Below are 14,848 nucleotides of genomic sequence, written 5' to 3' on the forward strand. Positions count from 1 at the left end.
GCTGGAGGGATTCTCATGGCAAAGAAAATATTGGTTTCATGCGGAACGGCAGTTGCCACATCGACGGTTGTTGCAAAGAAGGTCGAAGAGACGTTAAAGGAAAAAGGATATGATGTCGTGGTGGAACAGTGTAAGGCATCTGAAGTCCCGCAAAAAGCGGAGGGCGCCGATTTAATCGTGACGACCACGCCAGTGAGTGACACAAAAGGAACGCCTGTGATTCAAACATTATCCTTTTTAACCGGATTTGGCATTGAAGATGATATTGAAAAAATCATAGATCATATTAAGTAAACACTCATTCCATTGAGGAGCTTTCGCGGCTCCTTCCATTTACCTGAAAGGAGGACGTCTCATGCAGCATCATGCTTATAGCCGAACGTCTGCAGTGTTGTCTATTTTTCTTCCAGCCGTGCTCATCTGTCTGTTTTTCCTCTGGTCTCTTTATACGTTAATGTCAGCAGGACCTGAGCCGTTAGCTGTGTTAGGCGTTTATACGCTGCCTATCCTCATGCTTTCTAGTATTACTGGACTGAACCAGCCGACAAACGTCATCATTAGTGAAGATAAGCTGAAAATCGGAGCTTTTGGCAGATGGCACACATATGCGGTCTCTGATATTAAAGGAAAGCTTTTTATCAAGCCGTATCCTCATATCGGGAAAGTCTATGTCAGGGTGGGCCCATCGCGCATATTCGGAGGACGTTACTGGATATCCAGTGAGATGAGTGAGTACAAGCAGCTTGTGCAAACGTTGCAGGATTTTGCGAAGGGTGATGAAAAGGAGGATGCAGCTACATGAAATCAGCTGTCTTTTATTCTTCAGAGAACATTCGGTATGAGGAGCGGAACCGGCCTGCGATTGGTGATGATGAAGTGCTATTAAGAATGCGTGCCTGCGGTTTATGCGGCACAGATATTTACAAAGCAACACATGAGACGGTACCTCCTGGAACGGTACTAGGGCACGAAATCGCTGGTGATATTGTTGAAACCGGAAAGCATGTGACAAATATAAAAACGGGAGACAGGGTTTATGTTGCGCACCATGTACCTTGCTTTACCTGTGACTTTTGTCAAAAGGGATTTTATACAATGTGTCCGCAGTTTTCAGCCACTAATGTAGATCCAGGCGGATTTTCAGAGTATATCCGCGTACCTGCATTACATGTCAAGCACACAATGGGCAAGCTCCCGAATGACGTCTCATATGAGCAAGGGGCGATGGTGGAGCCAGTCGCCTGCTGTCTCCACGGGTTTGAACGAGCACCTGTTCATCCAGGAGATTCTGTGCTGATCCTTGGAGCAGGGCAAATTGGCTGTATCCAACTACAGCTCGCCAAACATTACTTGGCTGGAAAAGTGATGATAACGGATGTGAATGAGAACCGGCTGCTGCAAGCGAGAAATTTAGGTGCAGATGTTGCTTTTCATCCAGCCTCTGAGCCGGTGGAAGACCGGGTCATGAGAGAAACAAATGGAAAGGGAGCAGACCTCGTCATGATATCTGTTGGGAGCAGTGCGCTTTTAAAAGAAGCGTTTCAAGCGGTAGCGAGAGGTGGAACGATTTTAGTGTTTGCTCATTTTCCAAAGGGAAACGTCTCCATTCCGGCTGATCGGTTTTTCCATGATGAAGTGAAAGTCGTAGGAGCCTATTCCTCGCATCCTTATCACTATCGTGAAGCCCTTGAGCTTCTAAGGGCAAAAGTAGTCAACACAGAAAATATGGTGACGCACCGTTATCCGTTAAGTCGGCTGCTTCAGGCGATAGAATGTGCAAGGCACCCTGAAGGAGAAAGTGTCAAAATCATGATGTATCCAGATGAATGAGAACATGGGAGATTGGAAGAGAAAGAGAAGTTCTTTAGAAAAGGGCTTGCCTTTCTCTTTTTTCTGACAAAAAATGAAAACGCTTAAAAATGAAAGAGAATTGCTTGACTTCAATGATACTTAAACGTATGATAATTACAAATGTAACATATAAGAACAAATGTAAAGGGGAGAGAAGAAATGCAAAAACAAATCACTTTGCCTGAACAGATTAGTCATGAGAGATTAGCAGATTTATATAAACAAATGTGGTTAGTGAGATATTTTGATGAAAAGGTCGATCAATTCTTTGCCAAAGGACTTATCCATGGAACCACTCACTTATGTGTCGGACAGGAAGCGTCAGCTGTTGGATCGATTGCCGTATTAAAGAATGAAGATAAGATCGTCAGCACACACCGTGGACATGGTCACTGTATTGCAAAAGGTGCAGAGGTCAATAAAATGATGGCAGAACTATTCGGACGTGAGACTGGCTATTGCAAAGGAAAAGGCGGCTCGATGCATATTGCTGATTTAGAAAAAGGGAACCTTGGCGCAAATGGAATCGTTGGCGGCGGTATCCCGCTGGCAACAGGCGCGGCACTTACATCTAAAATGAAACAGGAAGGCTTTGTTGTTCTTTGTTTCTTCGGAGATGGTGCCACAAATGAAGGCAGCTTTCACGAAGCGCTAAATCTTGCATCCATTTGGGATCTGCCTGTTGTGTTCATTTGTGAAAACAACCAGTACGGCATGTCTGGCCCTGTAAAAGAAATGATCAACATTGAAGACATTTCAACAAGAGCAGAAAGCTACGGAATACCAGGAAAATCGATTGATGGAAATGACATGGTCGAGATTATGAACACAGTAGATGAAGCAGTCAGACGCGCAAGAGCTGGAGAAGGTCCATCACTTATTGAAATAAAAACGTATCGCTGGAAGGGTCACTCTAAGAGTGATGCGAAAAAATACCGTACACGTGAAGAAGAAACAGAGTGGAGACAAAAAGACGGAATCAAACGCTTTAAGTCTCTCTTGATTGAACTGAATGTTTTGACAGAAGAGCAGGCAGCGGTTTTACAGGAAGAAGCGAAACAGGAAATTGAAGCGTCTGTTGAATTCGCCAAAAACAGTAAAGAACCGTCAATCGATACACTATTAGAGGATGTATACGCCTAATTAGGAGGGGAATCACGTGACAAAAACAACAGTGAGAGAGATTTCATATTTAGAAGCCGTTCGAGAGGCTATGAGTCAGGAAATGAGAGAGAACCAAGATGTATTCATTTTAGGTGAGGATATCGGCGTATATGGCGGCGCTTTTGGGGTCACGCGCGGCATGATTGAAGAATTCGGTCCAGAGCGTGTACGTAATACACCGATCTCAGAGGCAGCCATCGCAGGAGGCGCAGTCGGAGCGGCTTTGACCGGTATGCGTCCGATTTTAGAACTTCAATTCTCTGACTTTATTACAATCGCGATGGATCAGCTTGTAAACCAAGCGGCCAAAACACGATACATGTTTGGCGGAAAAGGAAAAGTGCCGCTCGTTGTGAGAACACCAGCAGGATCAGGGACGGGTGCCGCAGCGCAGCATTCACAAAGCTTAGAAGCGTGGATGGCTCATATTCCGGGACTAAAGGTGGTTCAGCCTTCAACAGCTTATGATGCCAAAGGACTTTTAAAAGCAGCAATGGATGATGACAACCCTGTCATTTTCTACGAGCATAAGCTTTTATATAAAACAATCGGCGAAGTGCCTGAAGAGCCTTATTCGATTCCTTTAGGGAAAGCTGATGTGAAAAGAAGCGGGAAGGACGTCACGATTGTAGCAACAGCGATTATGGTACACAAAGCGTTAGAAGCGGCGAAGGAACTAGAAGCAGAGGGAATCGATGTTGAAATCATTGATCCAAGAACACTCGTCCCATTAGATGAAGAAACCATAATCGAATCTGTGAAGAAAACAGGTAAATGTATCGTGGTTCATGAGGCGGTCAAACGAGGCGGCTACGGCGGAGAGATTGCAAGTATGATAGCGGAAAGTGAAGCGTTTGACTACTTAGATGCGCCGATTAAACGACTTGGCGGTCTTGCAGTCCCAATACCATACAACCCGACACTGGAAAAAGCGGTCATTCCACAAGTACCAGATATTATTGAAGCAGCAAAAGAGCTTGTACGCTCTTAAATAAAGGGGAGAAGATCATGCCAAAAGAGATATTTATGCCGAAGCTAAGCAGTACGATGGAGATCGGAACCTTGCTTCAATGGTTTAAAGAAGAAGGAGATTCGGTTGAAATCGGTGAGCCTCTTTTTGAAATTATGACAGACAAGATCAACATCGAGGTGGAAGCCTATGATGACGGCATTTTTCTAAAGAAATACTACGAAGCTGATGATCAAATTCCAGTTAATGCTGTCATTGGATATATCGGAGAGGCAAATGAACAGGTACCAAGCGAGCCGCCAGCACAGGCAGATGAAGATTCCTCAGAAAGCGGCGAATCGTCTTCACCAGACACAGCTTCATCCAGTTCTACTGAAGCCCCAAAAACATCTGATGAAAAAGTACGTGCCACGCCCGCAGCGAGAAAAACGGCAAAGGATCATCATGTGGCGATTCAAGAGGTATCTGGCACAGGGCCAAAAGGCAGAGTCCAAAAGCGGGACGTCGAGGCAGTCGTTCATTCTAGCGAGAAAGACCAGCGCGTCTCACCGCTTGCAGAAAAAGTCGCTGCTCGTGAAGGAATCGATTTAGCAGCAGTTTCTGGATCTGGCGCTCATGGCAAAATCATGAAGAGTGATGTAAAAGCAGCAGCACAAACAGCAGAGGCTTCGCCTGTGAAAACACAAAAACTAGCTGGGATGAGAAAAGTGATTGCTGATCGCATGTCACAAAGTGCCTTTACAGCACCGCACGTCACATTAACAAGTGAAATTGATATGACGAAAGCAAAAGAAGTGCGTCAGCAGCTACTACCAGCGATTGAAAAAGAGACAGGCTACCGATTGTCGTTTACAGAAATCATCATTCATGCGGTCAGCCATGTACTCACGCGCCACCCGCATATCAATATGACATTTGAACAAAATGAGCTCCATTTCCATGAAGATGTACACATTGGTCTCGCTGTTGCGGTGAAAGACGGCTTGATGGTACCAGTCATTTCTCATGCGAATCAAAAAGGATTAAAACAACTGACAAAAGAAGCGAAAGAAATTGGCAAAAACGCACGTGATCAAAAACTGCTGCCAGACCAGCTGAAAGGGTCCACTTTTACGATTAGTAACTTAGGCATGTATGCCATTGATACTTTTACCCCGATTATTAATCAGCCAGAAGTGGCAATTTTAGGTGTAGGACGCATTCAAGATAAACCTGTTGTGGTAGATGGAGAGATTCAGGTGCGGCCAATGATGGGTGTCAGTTTATCGTTTGATCACCGAGTCGTAGATGGCGCACCAGCGGCTGCCTTTTTAACAGACCTTAAAAAAGTGCTTGAACAACCATTTGAATTGCTAATGTAGGAGATGAATCGGATGACGAAAACGTATGATCTGACAGTCATTGGCGGAGGACCTGGCGGGTATACTGCCGCCCTTCAAGCAGCTGAGCGCGGACGGAAGGTTGCTTTGATTGAAGAGGATTTTTTAGGCGGTACTTGTTTAAATCGAGGCTGTATCCCTTCAAAGACCCTGCTGAAACATGCAGAAGTGATTGAATCCATTGAAAAGGCGAAAAGCTGGGGAATCGAAACAGGTGACATGATCCTTTCCTTCGATAAAATGAGAAAGCGCAAAGATGACGTCATTGAAAAGCTCAGAGGCGGAATCGCCTTTTTATTAAAGCAAGGAAAGATTGATGTGTATAATGGCAGAGGCACAGCTGTGACAAAGCATCGGATTGAGATTGAAAAACAAGGTGGATCACAATCGATTGAAACGAAAGAACTGATCATTGCCACCGGATCTACACCGGCCATTCCGCCAATACCGGGGCTTAGAGACATTCAATTTGATACAAGTGATACGATCTTTGACATCTCAGATATCCCAGCTTCTGTCGTCATCATTGGCGGAGGTGTCATTGGGCTTGAGCTTGCATGTATTTTCCAGAGTCTTCAATCAAAAGTCACCATTATTGAAGCAGCACCGTCCATTATTCCGCAAGAGGATGAAGAAGCATCTAAGCTGCTAGAAAGAGAATTGAAGAAAAAGGGCATCCATATCGCGAAGAAAACCACTGTGACAGAGGTAACGGAAAGCGAAGGAGTCAAAGCGGTTCATGCAACAGATGATAAAGGGGAGACACACATCTTTACGGCGGAAAGACTGCTTGTCTGCGTTGGAAGAAGACCGAATGTATCAGCTGTTAGCCAGCTTGATCTTCAACTGGATGGTCCGTTTATCAAGGTGAATGATCAGATGCAGACAAGTGCTGAGGGTGTATATGCAGTTGGGGATGTCGCTGGCGGCTATCAGCTGGCTCATGCGGCGATGGCAGAGGCAGCCGTTGCAGTCAGCAATATTTGTGGTGAGCATGAAAAAATGAATGCTGATATTATGCCTAGATGTATTTATACATTACCAGAGGTAGCAAGTGTCGGTCTTACGGAGAAAGAGGCAAAAGCCAAAGGGCTTCACGTACAAACAGAACGATTTGATTTAGCGGCTAGCGGTAAAGCGCTAGCGGCAGGTGTTCAATCAGGCTTTATTAAATTGGTGTACGATACAGTATATGGTGAAGTAATCGGCGCGACGATGGTTGGTCCGCACGTCACAGAGATGATTTCAGAAGCTTCCTCCTTTATGTATTTAGAAGGAACAGCAGAAGAGATGGCGAAAATGATTCATCCGCATCCGACCATCTCAGAAGGTTTTTATGAAGCAGCTCTTGATATCGTGAGTAAGCTGAGAAAATAAATGCCAAACAAGGGATAGGGAGGAGATGCATGTGCACGTCCAGCTTCATCATAAAGCGGCACTTGTGACAGGTAGCACAGATGGATTTGGAGAAGCCATCTGCCTGGCTTTAGCCCGGGCAGGTGCACATGTTTTTTTACACACATTTTATGATGAATCAAAGGCTAGATCCATTTATGAAGACATTCAAAAAATGGGCGGTCAGGCGAGTATCATCATGAACCCGCTAGAAACACCGCGTGATGCCACGCGTATGCTGAGGCAAGTGATCGATACATGCGGGAAACTAGATATTTTGGTCAATCAAGCAGCGCAAGGAGCGGAAGCGGAGCTTGATGCCGCTCACCCTGATAAATGGGTGGACGAAGTGGAATCAGCTGTGAATACTGTCTTTCTTTCCAGTCAAGCCGCCGTATGGCACATGGTGGACCAGAAGCAAGGCTGTATTATTAATATATCGTCATCAGGCAGTATTACAGGTGATGGCGGGATCTCACATGCTACATCGAATTCTATGCTGAATGCCATGACAAAAGGGCTGGCGCGAGAATTTAAAGACAAAGGTATCCGTGTGCTCGCCCTATTGCCGCCTCCTCTCCATTTGGTTTCTGACACAGAGCAAATCAAGGAGACTGTGGCCCATATGACGGTCTTTTTAAGTACATCATATGGCGCATTTACAGATGGTGCAGCGATTATGCTTGATGGGGGTGAGAGTGCTGGATAATGATCAAAAACCAGTTCTCATCGTTGGCGGTGCCCAAGGGATTGGAAAGGAAATTGCCGAGCGTTTTTTAAAAGAAGGATACAGAGTGGCTGTGTCCGATATAGATGAACAAGGACTTTCACTTTTAAAAAAACAGCACTCTGAGCTGCTGACATTTCAAGCTGACGTTTCATCGTGGGAAAGTGTTCAGCAGATGATCTCAGCAGCTGAAAGGGAGCTAGGCGGCATTGCTCATCTTGTGTATTCAGCAGGGATGACAAAATCACTTCCTTTTTTAGAAGTCGATTTTTCACTTTGGAAAAAGACACTGGCTGTGAACTTGTATGGTCTTTATTATTGCATCAAAGCGTCAGCACCTTATATATGTGAGCGGCAAGAAGGAAGCATTGTCATGATTGGATCAGGATCTGCTATAACTGGCTCAGGCGGCGGAATTCAGTATTACGCCTCAAAAGCAGGTGCTTTTGGCCTGATGCGTTCGCTTGTAAAGGAATTAGGGGCACACCAGGTGCGTATCAATGTGATTGCACCCCGTGTGATTGAATCTCAAATGCTTGATACGCTCTATCCTACTGAGGAGGAGAAAAAGCAGCTGCAATCGCTTATACCTGTTGGGAGATTAGGAAGACCTGAGGATATCGCAGGACTCACTTTATTTCTCACAAGTGACGAGGGAAGCTATTTGCACGGACAAATTATCCTGCTAGACGGCGGGAGAACGTATCAGCCAAAATATACGGAGGGAAAAAGAGCGAAGAGGTAATCGCTCTTTTTGTCATTTTCGTAACAATTGTTCCAATTAGAAACGAATGTTTGGTATACTGGGAATCATAGTATATTAAAAGGATGATGTCACATGCTGAATTGGGAAGAAAGACGACAGCTCGTCAAAGTTGCTCATCTTTATTATACAGACGGGTGGACGCAGCAGGAAATCGCAAAAAAGCTCAATGTCTCAAGACCAGTCATTTCAAAGCTCTTACAAAAAGCAAAAGATGTGGGAATCGTTGAGGTGTACATTAAGGACGAAAGTATTCATACGGTGGAGCTGGAAAAGCAGCTAGAAACAACATTTCAATTAACAGATGCTGTCGTTGTCCCAAGTGTCGGGACAATGTCTGAGATGGTGAAACGGGCAGTCGGTCAAGCAGGCGCCTATTATCTATCTAAAAACATGAAAGATGCGGAGAAAATCGGCATTTCATGGGGAACCACACTGGCTGAGCTTGTAAAGGAATACCCGTTTGAGCGAAGAAACGATGTGAAGGTCATTCCATTAGAGGGCGGAATGGGCAGGCAGGCAGTCGACATTCATGCCAATCAGCTGGCATATGAGCTGGCAAAGAAAATGAATGGCACGTGTTCCTATTTATATGCCCCGGCGATTTTAGAAACAGAAGAATTAAAAGAGCGGCTTATGGCAATGCAGGATATAGAAGCTGTGCTTGAAGAAGGTAGAAATGTAGATATTGCCCTCATCGGTATTGGCAACCCGCATAAAGGTTCAACGTTAAAAACAGTTGGTTACTTAAAGGAAGAGGATTTATCTGGTTTAAGGCAATCAGGGGCTGTTGGTGATATTGGCTTTCGTTTCTTTGACGGTCAAGGCAAACCTGTCCAAGATGAACTGAACCAAAAGGTCATTGGTTTATCACTGGAGCAGTTAAAGAGTGTCAAAACGGTCATCGCTGTTGTAGAAGGAACCCATAAAGCTGAAAGTATTTTAGGGGCTTTAAATGGCGGCTTCATACAAGTGCTGGTGACAGACGAACTAACGGCGGCAGCCATTTTAAAGGAAGCTTCCGTCCAATAAACGGCTGATAGCAATCGTATTGTATAAAAAGAGCAACATCAAACGAGAAAGGAGCTGTGTATCTTGAAGAAAACCGAAATGGAAGCAAACCTACATTGTACTCGGTGCCAAGAAGAGACCCTCCACAGCATCGTTTATGTGAATGATCAGATGAAAAGCGTTGAGTGTACAGAGTGTCATCAGAAGATCAGTGTGCAAGTCGACATCATGAAGGAATTTTACAAAGAAGTATACGAAAAAATTGCGACAAAGCCGAAGCGGATGACGCAGGAATATAAGGCGAATTTGAATGGATTTATATCAAGACTCCCAATCCGCGTGCTTAGTAAGCCATACCGGCTCATGAGATATTTAAACGAATCATACAAAGTGATCAAGCAATATAAAAAATAGCAGAGCGCTGTTTAGCGCTCTGCTTCAGCGTGTAGATAAACCCTCGCATTCTTTGTCAGTTCTGCGCGCCGGTGCTCACGAATGTCAAATTCGCTCCGCTCCGGTACTCGTCCTTCCTAGGGCTGCAAAGGTTTTCTATCACGCTGAGAAGAAGGAAAAAAAGCAGAGCACTGTTTAGCGCTCTGCTTTTTTTTGTGCTTTTTTCATATAATAATAAATAGGCAGTCCAGCAATCCCGATCAGCATGGAGATTAGACAGCTTTTCCAGTCGGTGATCATGGTGCTGATTAAGACGAATAAAGAACCGATAATCGCAACGATCGGTGTGAGCGGGTAAAGTGGTACGCTATAAGCACGCTCCATTCCGCTATTTTGTTTTCTCAGCTTAAAGACTGCGAAAAAGGCCATGACATAAAAGATGTAGATCATGAAGATCGAAACCTCTGACAGCTTTTCTGGATTACTGACGATCATAAACACAATGGCGATCAAAATTTGCACAAATACAGCAATCCAAGGTGTTTTGAAGGTAGGGTGAATCCGCGAAATCGCGTTTGCGAAAGGAATTTGCTTTCGTTCAGCCATCGCGAAAATCACACGTGGGAATGAAAGAACCTTTCCGTTCAAACAGCCAAAGATACTAATGATGATTCCGATACTAATGACCTTACCGCCGATTGGTCCAAAGAGCATTGTCGCAGCAGTACTTGTCGCATTTTCACCTAGCTGGACGATTTGATCTGCTGGTAACACGTGCAAAAGAGCGACATTAATAAAGAGATAACAAGCCGTGACGATTAAAATCCCGCCTGCCATTGCACGAGGAAGCAGCTTCTCTGGGTTTTTCATTTCACCGCCAAGTGCTGCAAGCAATATCCAGCCATCATAGGCAAACAACGTAGCCAAAATCGCTGCACCGAAGTTCATTTGAGCGATACTATCGTTGACAGCCATAAAGATATTTTCGTTTCCTTTCCATAAGCCAAACACAATAATAGCGGCAATCGGGACAAGCTTTCCGATGGTGGTCAGCCCTTGTACAAAACCGCCGTATTTCGTTCCCATAATATTGATCAAACATAAAAATAAAACAGTGATAATGCCAATTGTTGTCGACCATAAAGAAGAAAGAGAAAATAAATTGGCTAATAATGAACCAAAATAAAGACCGAGCGCTCCAATGATGGCAGGTCCGTAAATGATAATCTGCACCCAGCCGCATAAGTAGCCCCAAAACTCACCGTACACTTCTTCAAGATAAGCGTACAATCCGCCAGTCCGAGGGATTTGTGTACCAATTTCAGCAACAGTTAGTCCGCCTGCAAGGGTTAAAATTCCACCTAGCAGCCAAGCAAATAAGGCGATGTCTGAGCTTCCTGAATAGGAAAGGACGTTGCCTGGCTTCATAAAGACGCCGGACCCGATAATGGTCCCGATGACAAGAGATAGGGCAAAAAATAAGCCGATGTCCTGTTTTAACGCTGGTTGTTCTTTGTTCATTACACACGACCTCCTGCATCACTTTCGTACGTTACTGTGACATGTATTTTGTTCATTGTAATACGATTTTAGGAAAACAAGAATTAAAAAAATTTTCTGATTTTCGCATTTGTATTTAAAAGTGTTCGTTTATTGGAGATATCAGGATGAACGTTGCTTTAAAAACGAACGATAAAAGATTATTTTTGATTTAATGTTAATTTTATCGTCAGAAACCGAACTTCTAGCCAAATGGTTGACTTTTCTTGAAAAATGACCTATTTTATTCATAAGGGTATTATCTTGAATTCGAGATATTTTGAAATAGGAGTGAACGTAATGAAAATCAATGGGATTCACCACGTATCTGCATTAACAGCCAATGCTCAAAAAAATGTTGATTTCTACCGCCAGATTCTTGGCTTAAAACTTGTAAAGAAAACTGTCAATCAGGATGACCCATCTATGTATCATTTGTTTTATGGAGATGAGGTTGCTTCACCGGGTACGGAGCTCACCTTCTTTGAAATTCCAATGCTTGCCCGTCGTTTGAAAGGAACAAACGCCATCACAAGCACAGGCCTTCTCGTTTCTTCTGAAGAAGCACTTTCATTTTGGGAAAAGCGGTTTGATGAGACAGGTGTGCAGCAAGAAACGGCTTCCTTGAGAGGCGGAAGACCTGCCTTGCGTTTTCAAGATCCAGAAGGGCAGCAGCTATTTTTAACAGTAGAACCGAACGCACAAGAAGCGGGCTCACCGCCAGTGCATGACGATATTCCGGCAGAGTTTGCAATTAGAGGCTTGGGTCCAGTTGAATTAACCGTTGCAGAAGCGGACAAAACGATCCGTGTTTTAACAGACATCCTTGGCTTCACTGAAAGAGCGCGTGAACAATCAAATGATGGTGAGATCGTGACCATTTTTGAGTCAGGAAATGGCGGTGCTGGAACAGAAATTCATGTGATCGAAAAAGCTGAAGGACCTTCTGAGCGTTCCGGCAGAGGAAGTGTGCATCACGTAGCTTTTCGCGTGGAAGATGCAGAGGAGCTGGAAAAATGGTATGACAAAATATCAAAAGCAGGCTTCACGAACTCTGGTGTTGTGGAACGTTTCTACTTTAAAGCCCTTTACTTTAGAGAGCCGAATGGTATCTTATTTGAAATTTCAACAGACGGCCCTGGGTTTACAGTCGATGAAGGGGTAGATGAGCTTGGTGATCAATTAGCCCTTCCGCCATTTCTAGAGCACAAACGAGCAGAAATAGAACAAAGATTAACGCCAATTCAGTCATCATAAAAAAGCAGCTCATTCATGAGCTGCTTTTTGCTTTAGGAACTTACCTGCTTAGATTCAGATTGTATTAATGTAACCTTCTTTGTTTCTTCTTTTCCGTTTCGAATGAGTGTGATGCTCACGGTGTCTCCTACTTTTGTATTCGTGTATAGCTCATGACGTAATTCACTTCCGGTTTTGATTTGTTTCCCATCGATGGCGGTAATGACATCCTCTGACTTAAAGCCAGCTTTGGCGGCAGGTGAGCCTGCGGCGATTTCTTTGACGTACACACCTTTATCCCGCTGACTATTTTTGAGCCCGAGTGTTTCTTTCTGATACACGTCCGGGACTTGTTCGAGATCCAGCATGCTGATGCCGATATATGGACGCTCAATCTTTCCTTTTGCGAGAAGCTGATCGGCGATTGGTTTGACATCATTGATTGGAAGTGCGAATCCAATGCCTTCAACACCTGTTTCAGAGATTTTCATACTCGTGATCCCCACAACCTTTCCGTCTGTCGTAAGAAGCGGGCCGCCGCTATTACCTGGGTTAATGGCTGCATCTGTTTGAATGACATTAATGCTGCTTTCGCCTGCTGATGTGTTCATAGAGACTGTTCGGTCGACACCGCTGACAATTCCTTGGGTCACCGTTCTTGATAGATCTTCACCAAGCGGGTTTCCAATTGCGATGACGGTTTCCCCAGCACGCAGCGAGGAGGAATCGCCTAATGCCGCGACCTTTGTCACATGACTGCTGCTAATTTCTACAACCGCTAGGTCAGTCAGGGGGTCAGCTCCGACCAGTTTTCCTTCAACAGTTTTGCCATCGTGCAAGGAAACCATTAGTTTATTTGCCCCTTCAATGACGTGGTTGTTTGTTAAGACATAGGCTTTACTTCCGGATTTTTTGAAAATCACCCCTGAGCCTGTACCTGTTTTTTCCTCTTGACTGTTTTTGTTTTGCTGTGATTCATCAAAAGGCGTATTGAAATCGCCAAAGCTCATGTCTGTTTGACTTTGCGCTTGGTAGTTTGTAATGCCGACAATGGCTGGTGATATATTTTCGACCATGCTTGAGATACTGCTCGATGAATGTGATGTTTGGACGGCGGTTGTTTTTGACGAATTGGCACTCGTATCATTTGTCGATACAGCTTCTGTTTTTGCTGCTGAATCGTTTGCTGTGTTGTCTGATGCGTGCTGGGCATATGGCGTAAGGACGTAGACACCTAATGCTAGCGTACCACCCACAATGCCGCTGACGAATGGCTTAAACCAGCCACTGGGCTTCTTCTTTTGTTTTTGTGGCTGTTCAATTGTTTGAAGTTCATGAGAAGGGTGTTTTTCATTTTTGTGATGTGTCATTCGAATCACTCTCTTTCTTCAATTTTTCATGTATGGTTCGAGGGATTTTACCTTATGTGGTGGATACTGACTATATCGTAAGAAAAAAGTGTGGGATAAAAATGAAAACATTGTGGGAAATTGTTAAAATAAGTAGTGAATCTAAGCAAAATAGAGGAGATTAAACTGTGGAGACAATTGGAATGATTGGATATGGAAGCATGGCTGATATGATGGTGCAAAAATGGCTGGAAAAAGAGGTACTCAATGCCCATCAAATCATGATCCATACAAGAAGTGAAACGGACCGCCTGCATCAGCTCAAAGACAAGCATCAAGAAATAAATATCTGCTCATTAGACGAACTTTCTGCCTCATGTGATGTACTTTTTGTCTGCGTGCCGCCGCTTGTTGTACTTGATGTGCTCGATCAACTGCCTTCAGCAGCCAAATCGGTACATATTGTGTCAGTAGCCGCGGCTGTGACGTTAGACAAGTTATCAAAGCATACGACTCAACCAGTTTCCAGATACATCCCAACGCTCACGTCAGCTGTTGGAACGGGCGTATCCCTCGTTGCGCATGGTGAAACCGCAGGTCAGGAAGAAAAGGCGCGTTTGCACCGTCTCCTTTCAGCTTTTAGCATCGTCCGTGAAGTAGAGGAAGACCGGTTTGATGCGGCGAGTAATTTGACGAGCTCTTCTCCTGGTTTTATCGCTGCTCTTTTTGAAGAAATGGCGAGAGCGGCTGTGAGAAATAGTGAGCTTTCCTTAGAGGAAGCGTATGAATTTTTAACGTATGCCCTCTTAGGCACAGGTCAAGTCCTTGTAGAACGCGGCCTCACCTTTGCTGAAACCGTCAATAGAGTGGCGACAAAAGGGGGCATTACAGGTGAAGGCGCTGAGGTCATTCAAAAGCAGGCACCTCAGATGTTTGATGATCTATTTACACAAACCATGAAGAAATATGAACAGCTGAAATCACAGATTAACGAAGCTGACAAACACCACTAAAGACATAGTTAGTGGTGTTTTATTTGTTAAAAAAATCCTTTGTCATACAGTCTTTTGA

General features: G+C 44.3%; 15 protein-coding genes. 13 read left to right on the forward strand and 2 right to left on the reverse strand.

The window, feature by feature from the left end:
• The first annotated feature begins 15 nt into the window (after positions 1–15).
• The 11 genes from C6344_RS01745 (at position 16) to C6344_RS01795 (ending at position 9,674) form a co-directional block, all read left to right on the forward strand.
• Positions 16–294 (forward strand): PTS sugar transporter subunit IIB, encoded by a 279-nt coding sequence (locus C6344_RS01745; protein WP_003212259.1) that lies wholly within the window; start codon positions 16–18, stop codon positions 292–294.
• Positions 295–355: 61 nt separating this feature from the next.
• The gene (locus C6344_RS01750) at positions 356–802 is read left to right on the forward strand and encodes a hypothetical protein (protein WP_003211419.1); all 447 of its coding nucleotides are present in this window, start codon (positions 356–358) and stop codon (positions 800–802) included.
• On the forward strand, positions 799–1,830 hold the full coding sequence (locus C6344_RS01755; protein ID WP_106047691.1) for an alcohol dehydrogenase catalytic domain-containing protein: 1,032 nt from the start codon (positions 799–801) through the stop codon (positions 1,828–1,830). Before C6344_RS01750 ends, C6344_RS01755 begins: the two co-directional genes overlap by 4 nt.
• A gap of 180 nt (positions 1,831–2,010) precedes the next feature.
• A complete protein-coding gene (locus C6344_RS01760) occupies positions 2,011–2,994 on the forward strand; it encodes a thiamine pyrophosphate-dependent dehydrogenase E1 component subunit alpha (protein ID WP_106047692.1) in 984 nt (327 codons plus the stop codon).
• A gap of 31 nt (positions 2,995–3,025) precedes the next feature.
• A complete protein-coding gene (locus C6344_RS01765) occupies positions 3,026–4,006 on the forward strand; it encodes an alpha-ketoacid dehydrogenase subunit beta (RefSeq protein ID WP_034620051.1) in 981 nt (326 codons plus the stop codon).
• A gap of 17 nt (positions 4,007–4,023) precedes the next feature.
• Positions 4,024–5,346 (forward strand): dihydrolipoamide acetyltransferase family protein, encoded by a 1,323-nt coding sequence (locus tag C6344_RS01770; RefSeq protein WP_106047693.1) that lies wholly within the window; start codon positions 4,024–4,026, stop codon positions 5,344–5,346.
• A 12-nt stretch (positions 5,347–5,358) separates the two neighbouring features.
• Positions 5,359–6,741, forward strand: coding sequence for a dihydrolipoyl dehydrogenase (lpdA, locus tag C6344_RS01775; protein WP_106072673.1), 1,383 nt, complete (start codon positions 5,359–5,361; stop codon positions 6,739–6,741).
• Positions 6,742–6,766: 25 nt separating this feature from the next.
• Positions 6,767–7,468 (forward strand): SDR family NAD(P)-dependent oxidoreductase, encoded by a 702-nt coding sequence (locus tag C6344_RS01780; RefSeq protein ID WP_223250447.1) that lies wholly within the window; start codon positions 6,767–6,769, stop codon positions 7,466–7,468.
• Complete coding sequence (locus C6344_RS01785) at positions 7,446–8,231, forward strand: SDR family NAD(P)-dependent oxidoreductase (protein WP_066031001.1); 786 nt, start codon at positions 7,446–7,448, stop codon at positions 8,229–8,231. The genes C6344_RS01780 and C6344_RS01785 overlap by 23 nt, the downstream gene beginning before the upstream one ends.
• Positions 8,232–8,324: 93 nt before the next feature.
• Positions 8,325–9,281, forward strand: a complete 957-nt coding sequence (locus C6344_RS01790; protein ID WP_034663059.1) for a sugar-binding transcriptional regulator — start codon at positions 8,325–8,327, stop codon at positions 9,279–9,281.
• Between the two features lie 63 nt (positions 9,282–9,344).
• A complete protein-coding gene (locus tag C6344_RS01795) occupies positions 9,345–9,674 on the forward strand; it encodes a hypothetical protein (RefSeq protein ID WP_008358910.1) in 330 nt (109 codons plus the stop codon).
• A gap of 174 nt (positions 9,675–9,848) precedes the next feature.
• On the opposite strand, the gene C6344_RS01800 is transcribed toward C6344_RS01795, so the two are convergent.
• Positions 9,849–11,174: an APC family permease gene (locus C6344_RS01800; RefSeq protein ID WP_060596076.1), complete on the reverse strand. Its 1,326-nt coding sequence runs from the start codon at positions 11,172–11,174 to the stop codon at positions 9,849–9,851.
• Between the two features lie 318 nt (positions 11,175–11,492).
• On the opposite strand from C6344_RS01800, the gene C6344_RS01805 reads away from it, so the two are divergent.
• Complete coding sequence (locus C6344_RS01805; protein WP_066031000.1) at positions 11,493–12,449, forward strand: ring-cleaving dioxygenase; 957 nt, start codon at positions 11,493–11,495, stop codon at positions 12,447–12,449.
• A gap of 32 nt (positions 12,450–12,481) precedes the next feature.
• Here C6344_RS01805 and C6344_RS01810 read toward each other — a convergent pair whose 3' ends face one another.
• The gene (locus C6344_RS01810; RefSeq protein WP_060596077.1) at positions 12,482–13,798 is read right to left on the reverse strand and encodes a S1C family serine protease; all 1,317 of its coding nucleotides are present in this window, start codon (positions 13,796–13,798) and stop codon (positions 12,482–12,484) included.
• A gap of 167 nt (positions 13,799–13,965) precedes the next feature.
• Between C6344_RS01810 and proG the strand changes: the two genes are divergently transcribed.
• Positions 13,966–14,790: a pyrroline-5-carboxylate reductase ProG gene (gene proG / locus C6344_RS01815; protein WP_060596078.1), complete on the forward strand. Its 825-nt coding sequence runs from the start codon at positions 13,966–13,968 to the stop codon at positions 14,788–14,790.
• Positions 14,791–14,848: the final 58 nt, after the last annotated feature.

It is taken from the genome of Bacillus sp. GBSW19 (genome assembly GCF_002998655.1).
In the GTDB taxonomy this organism is placed as follows: domain Bacteria; phylum Bacillota; class Bacilli; order Bacillales; family Bacillaceae; genus Bacillus.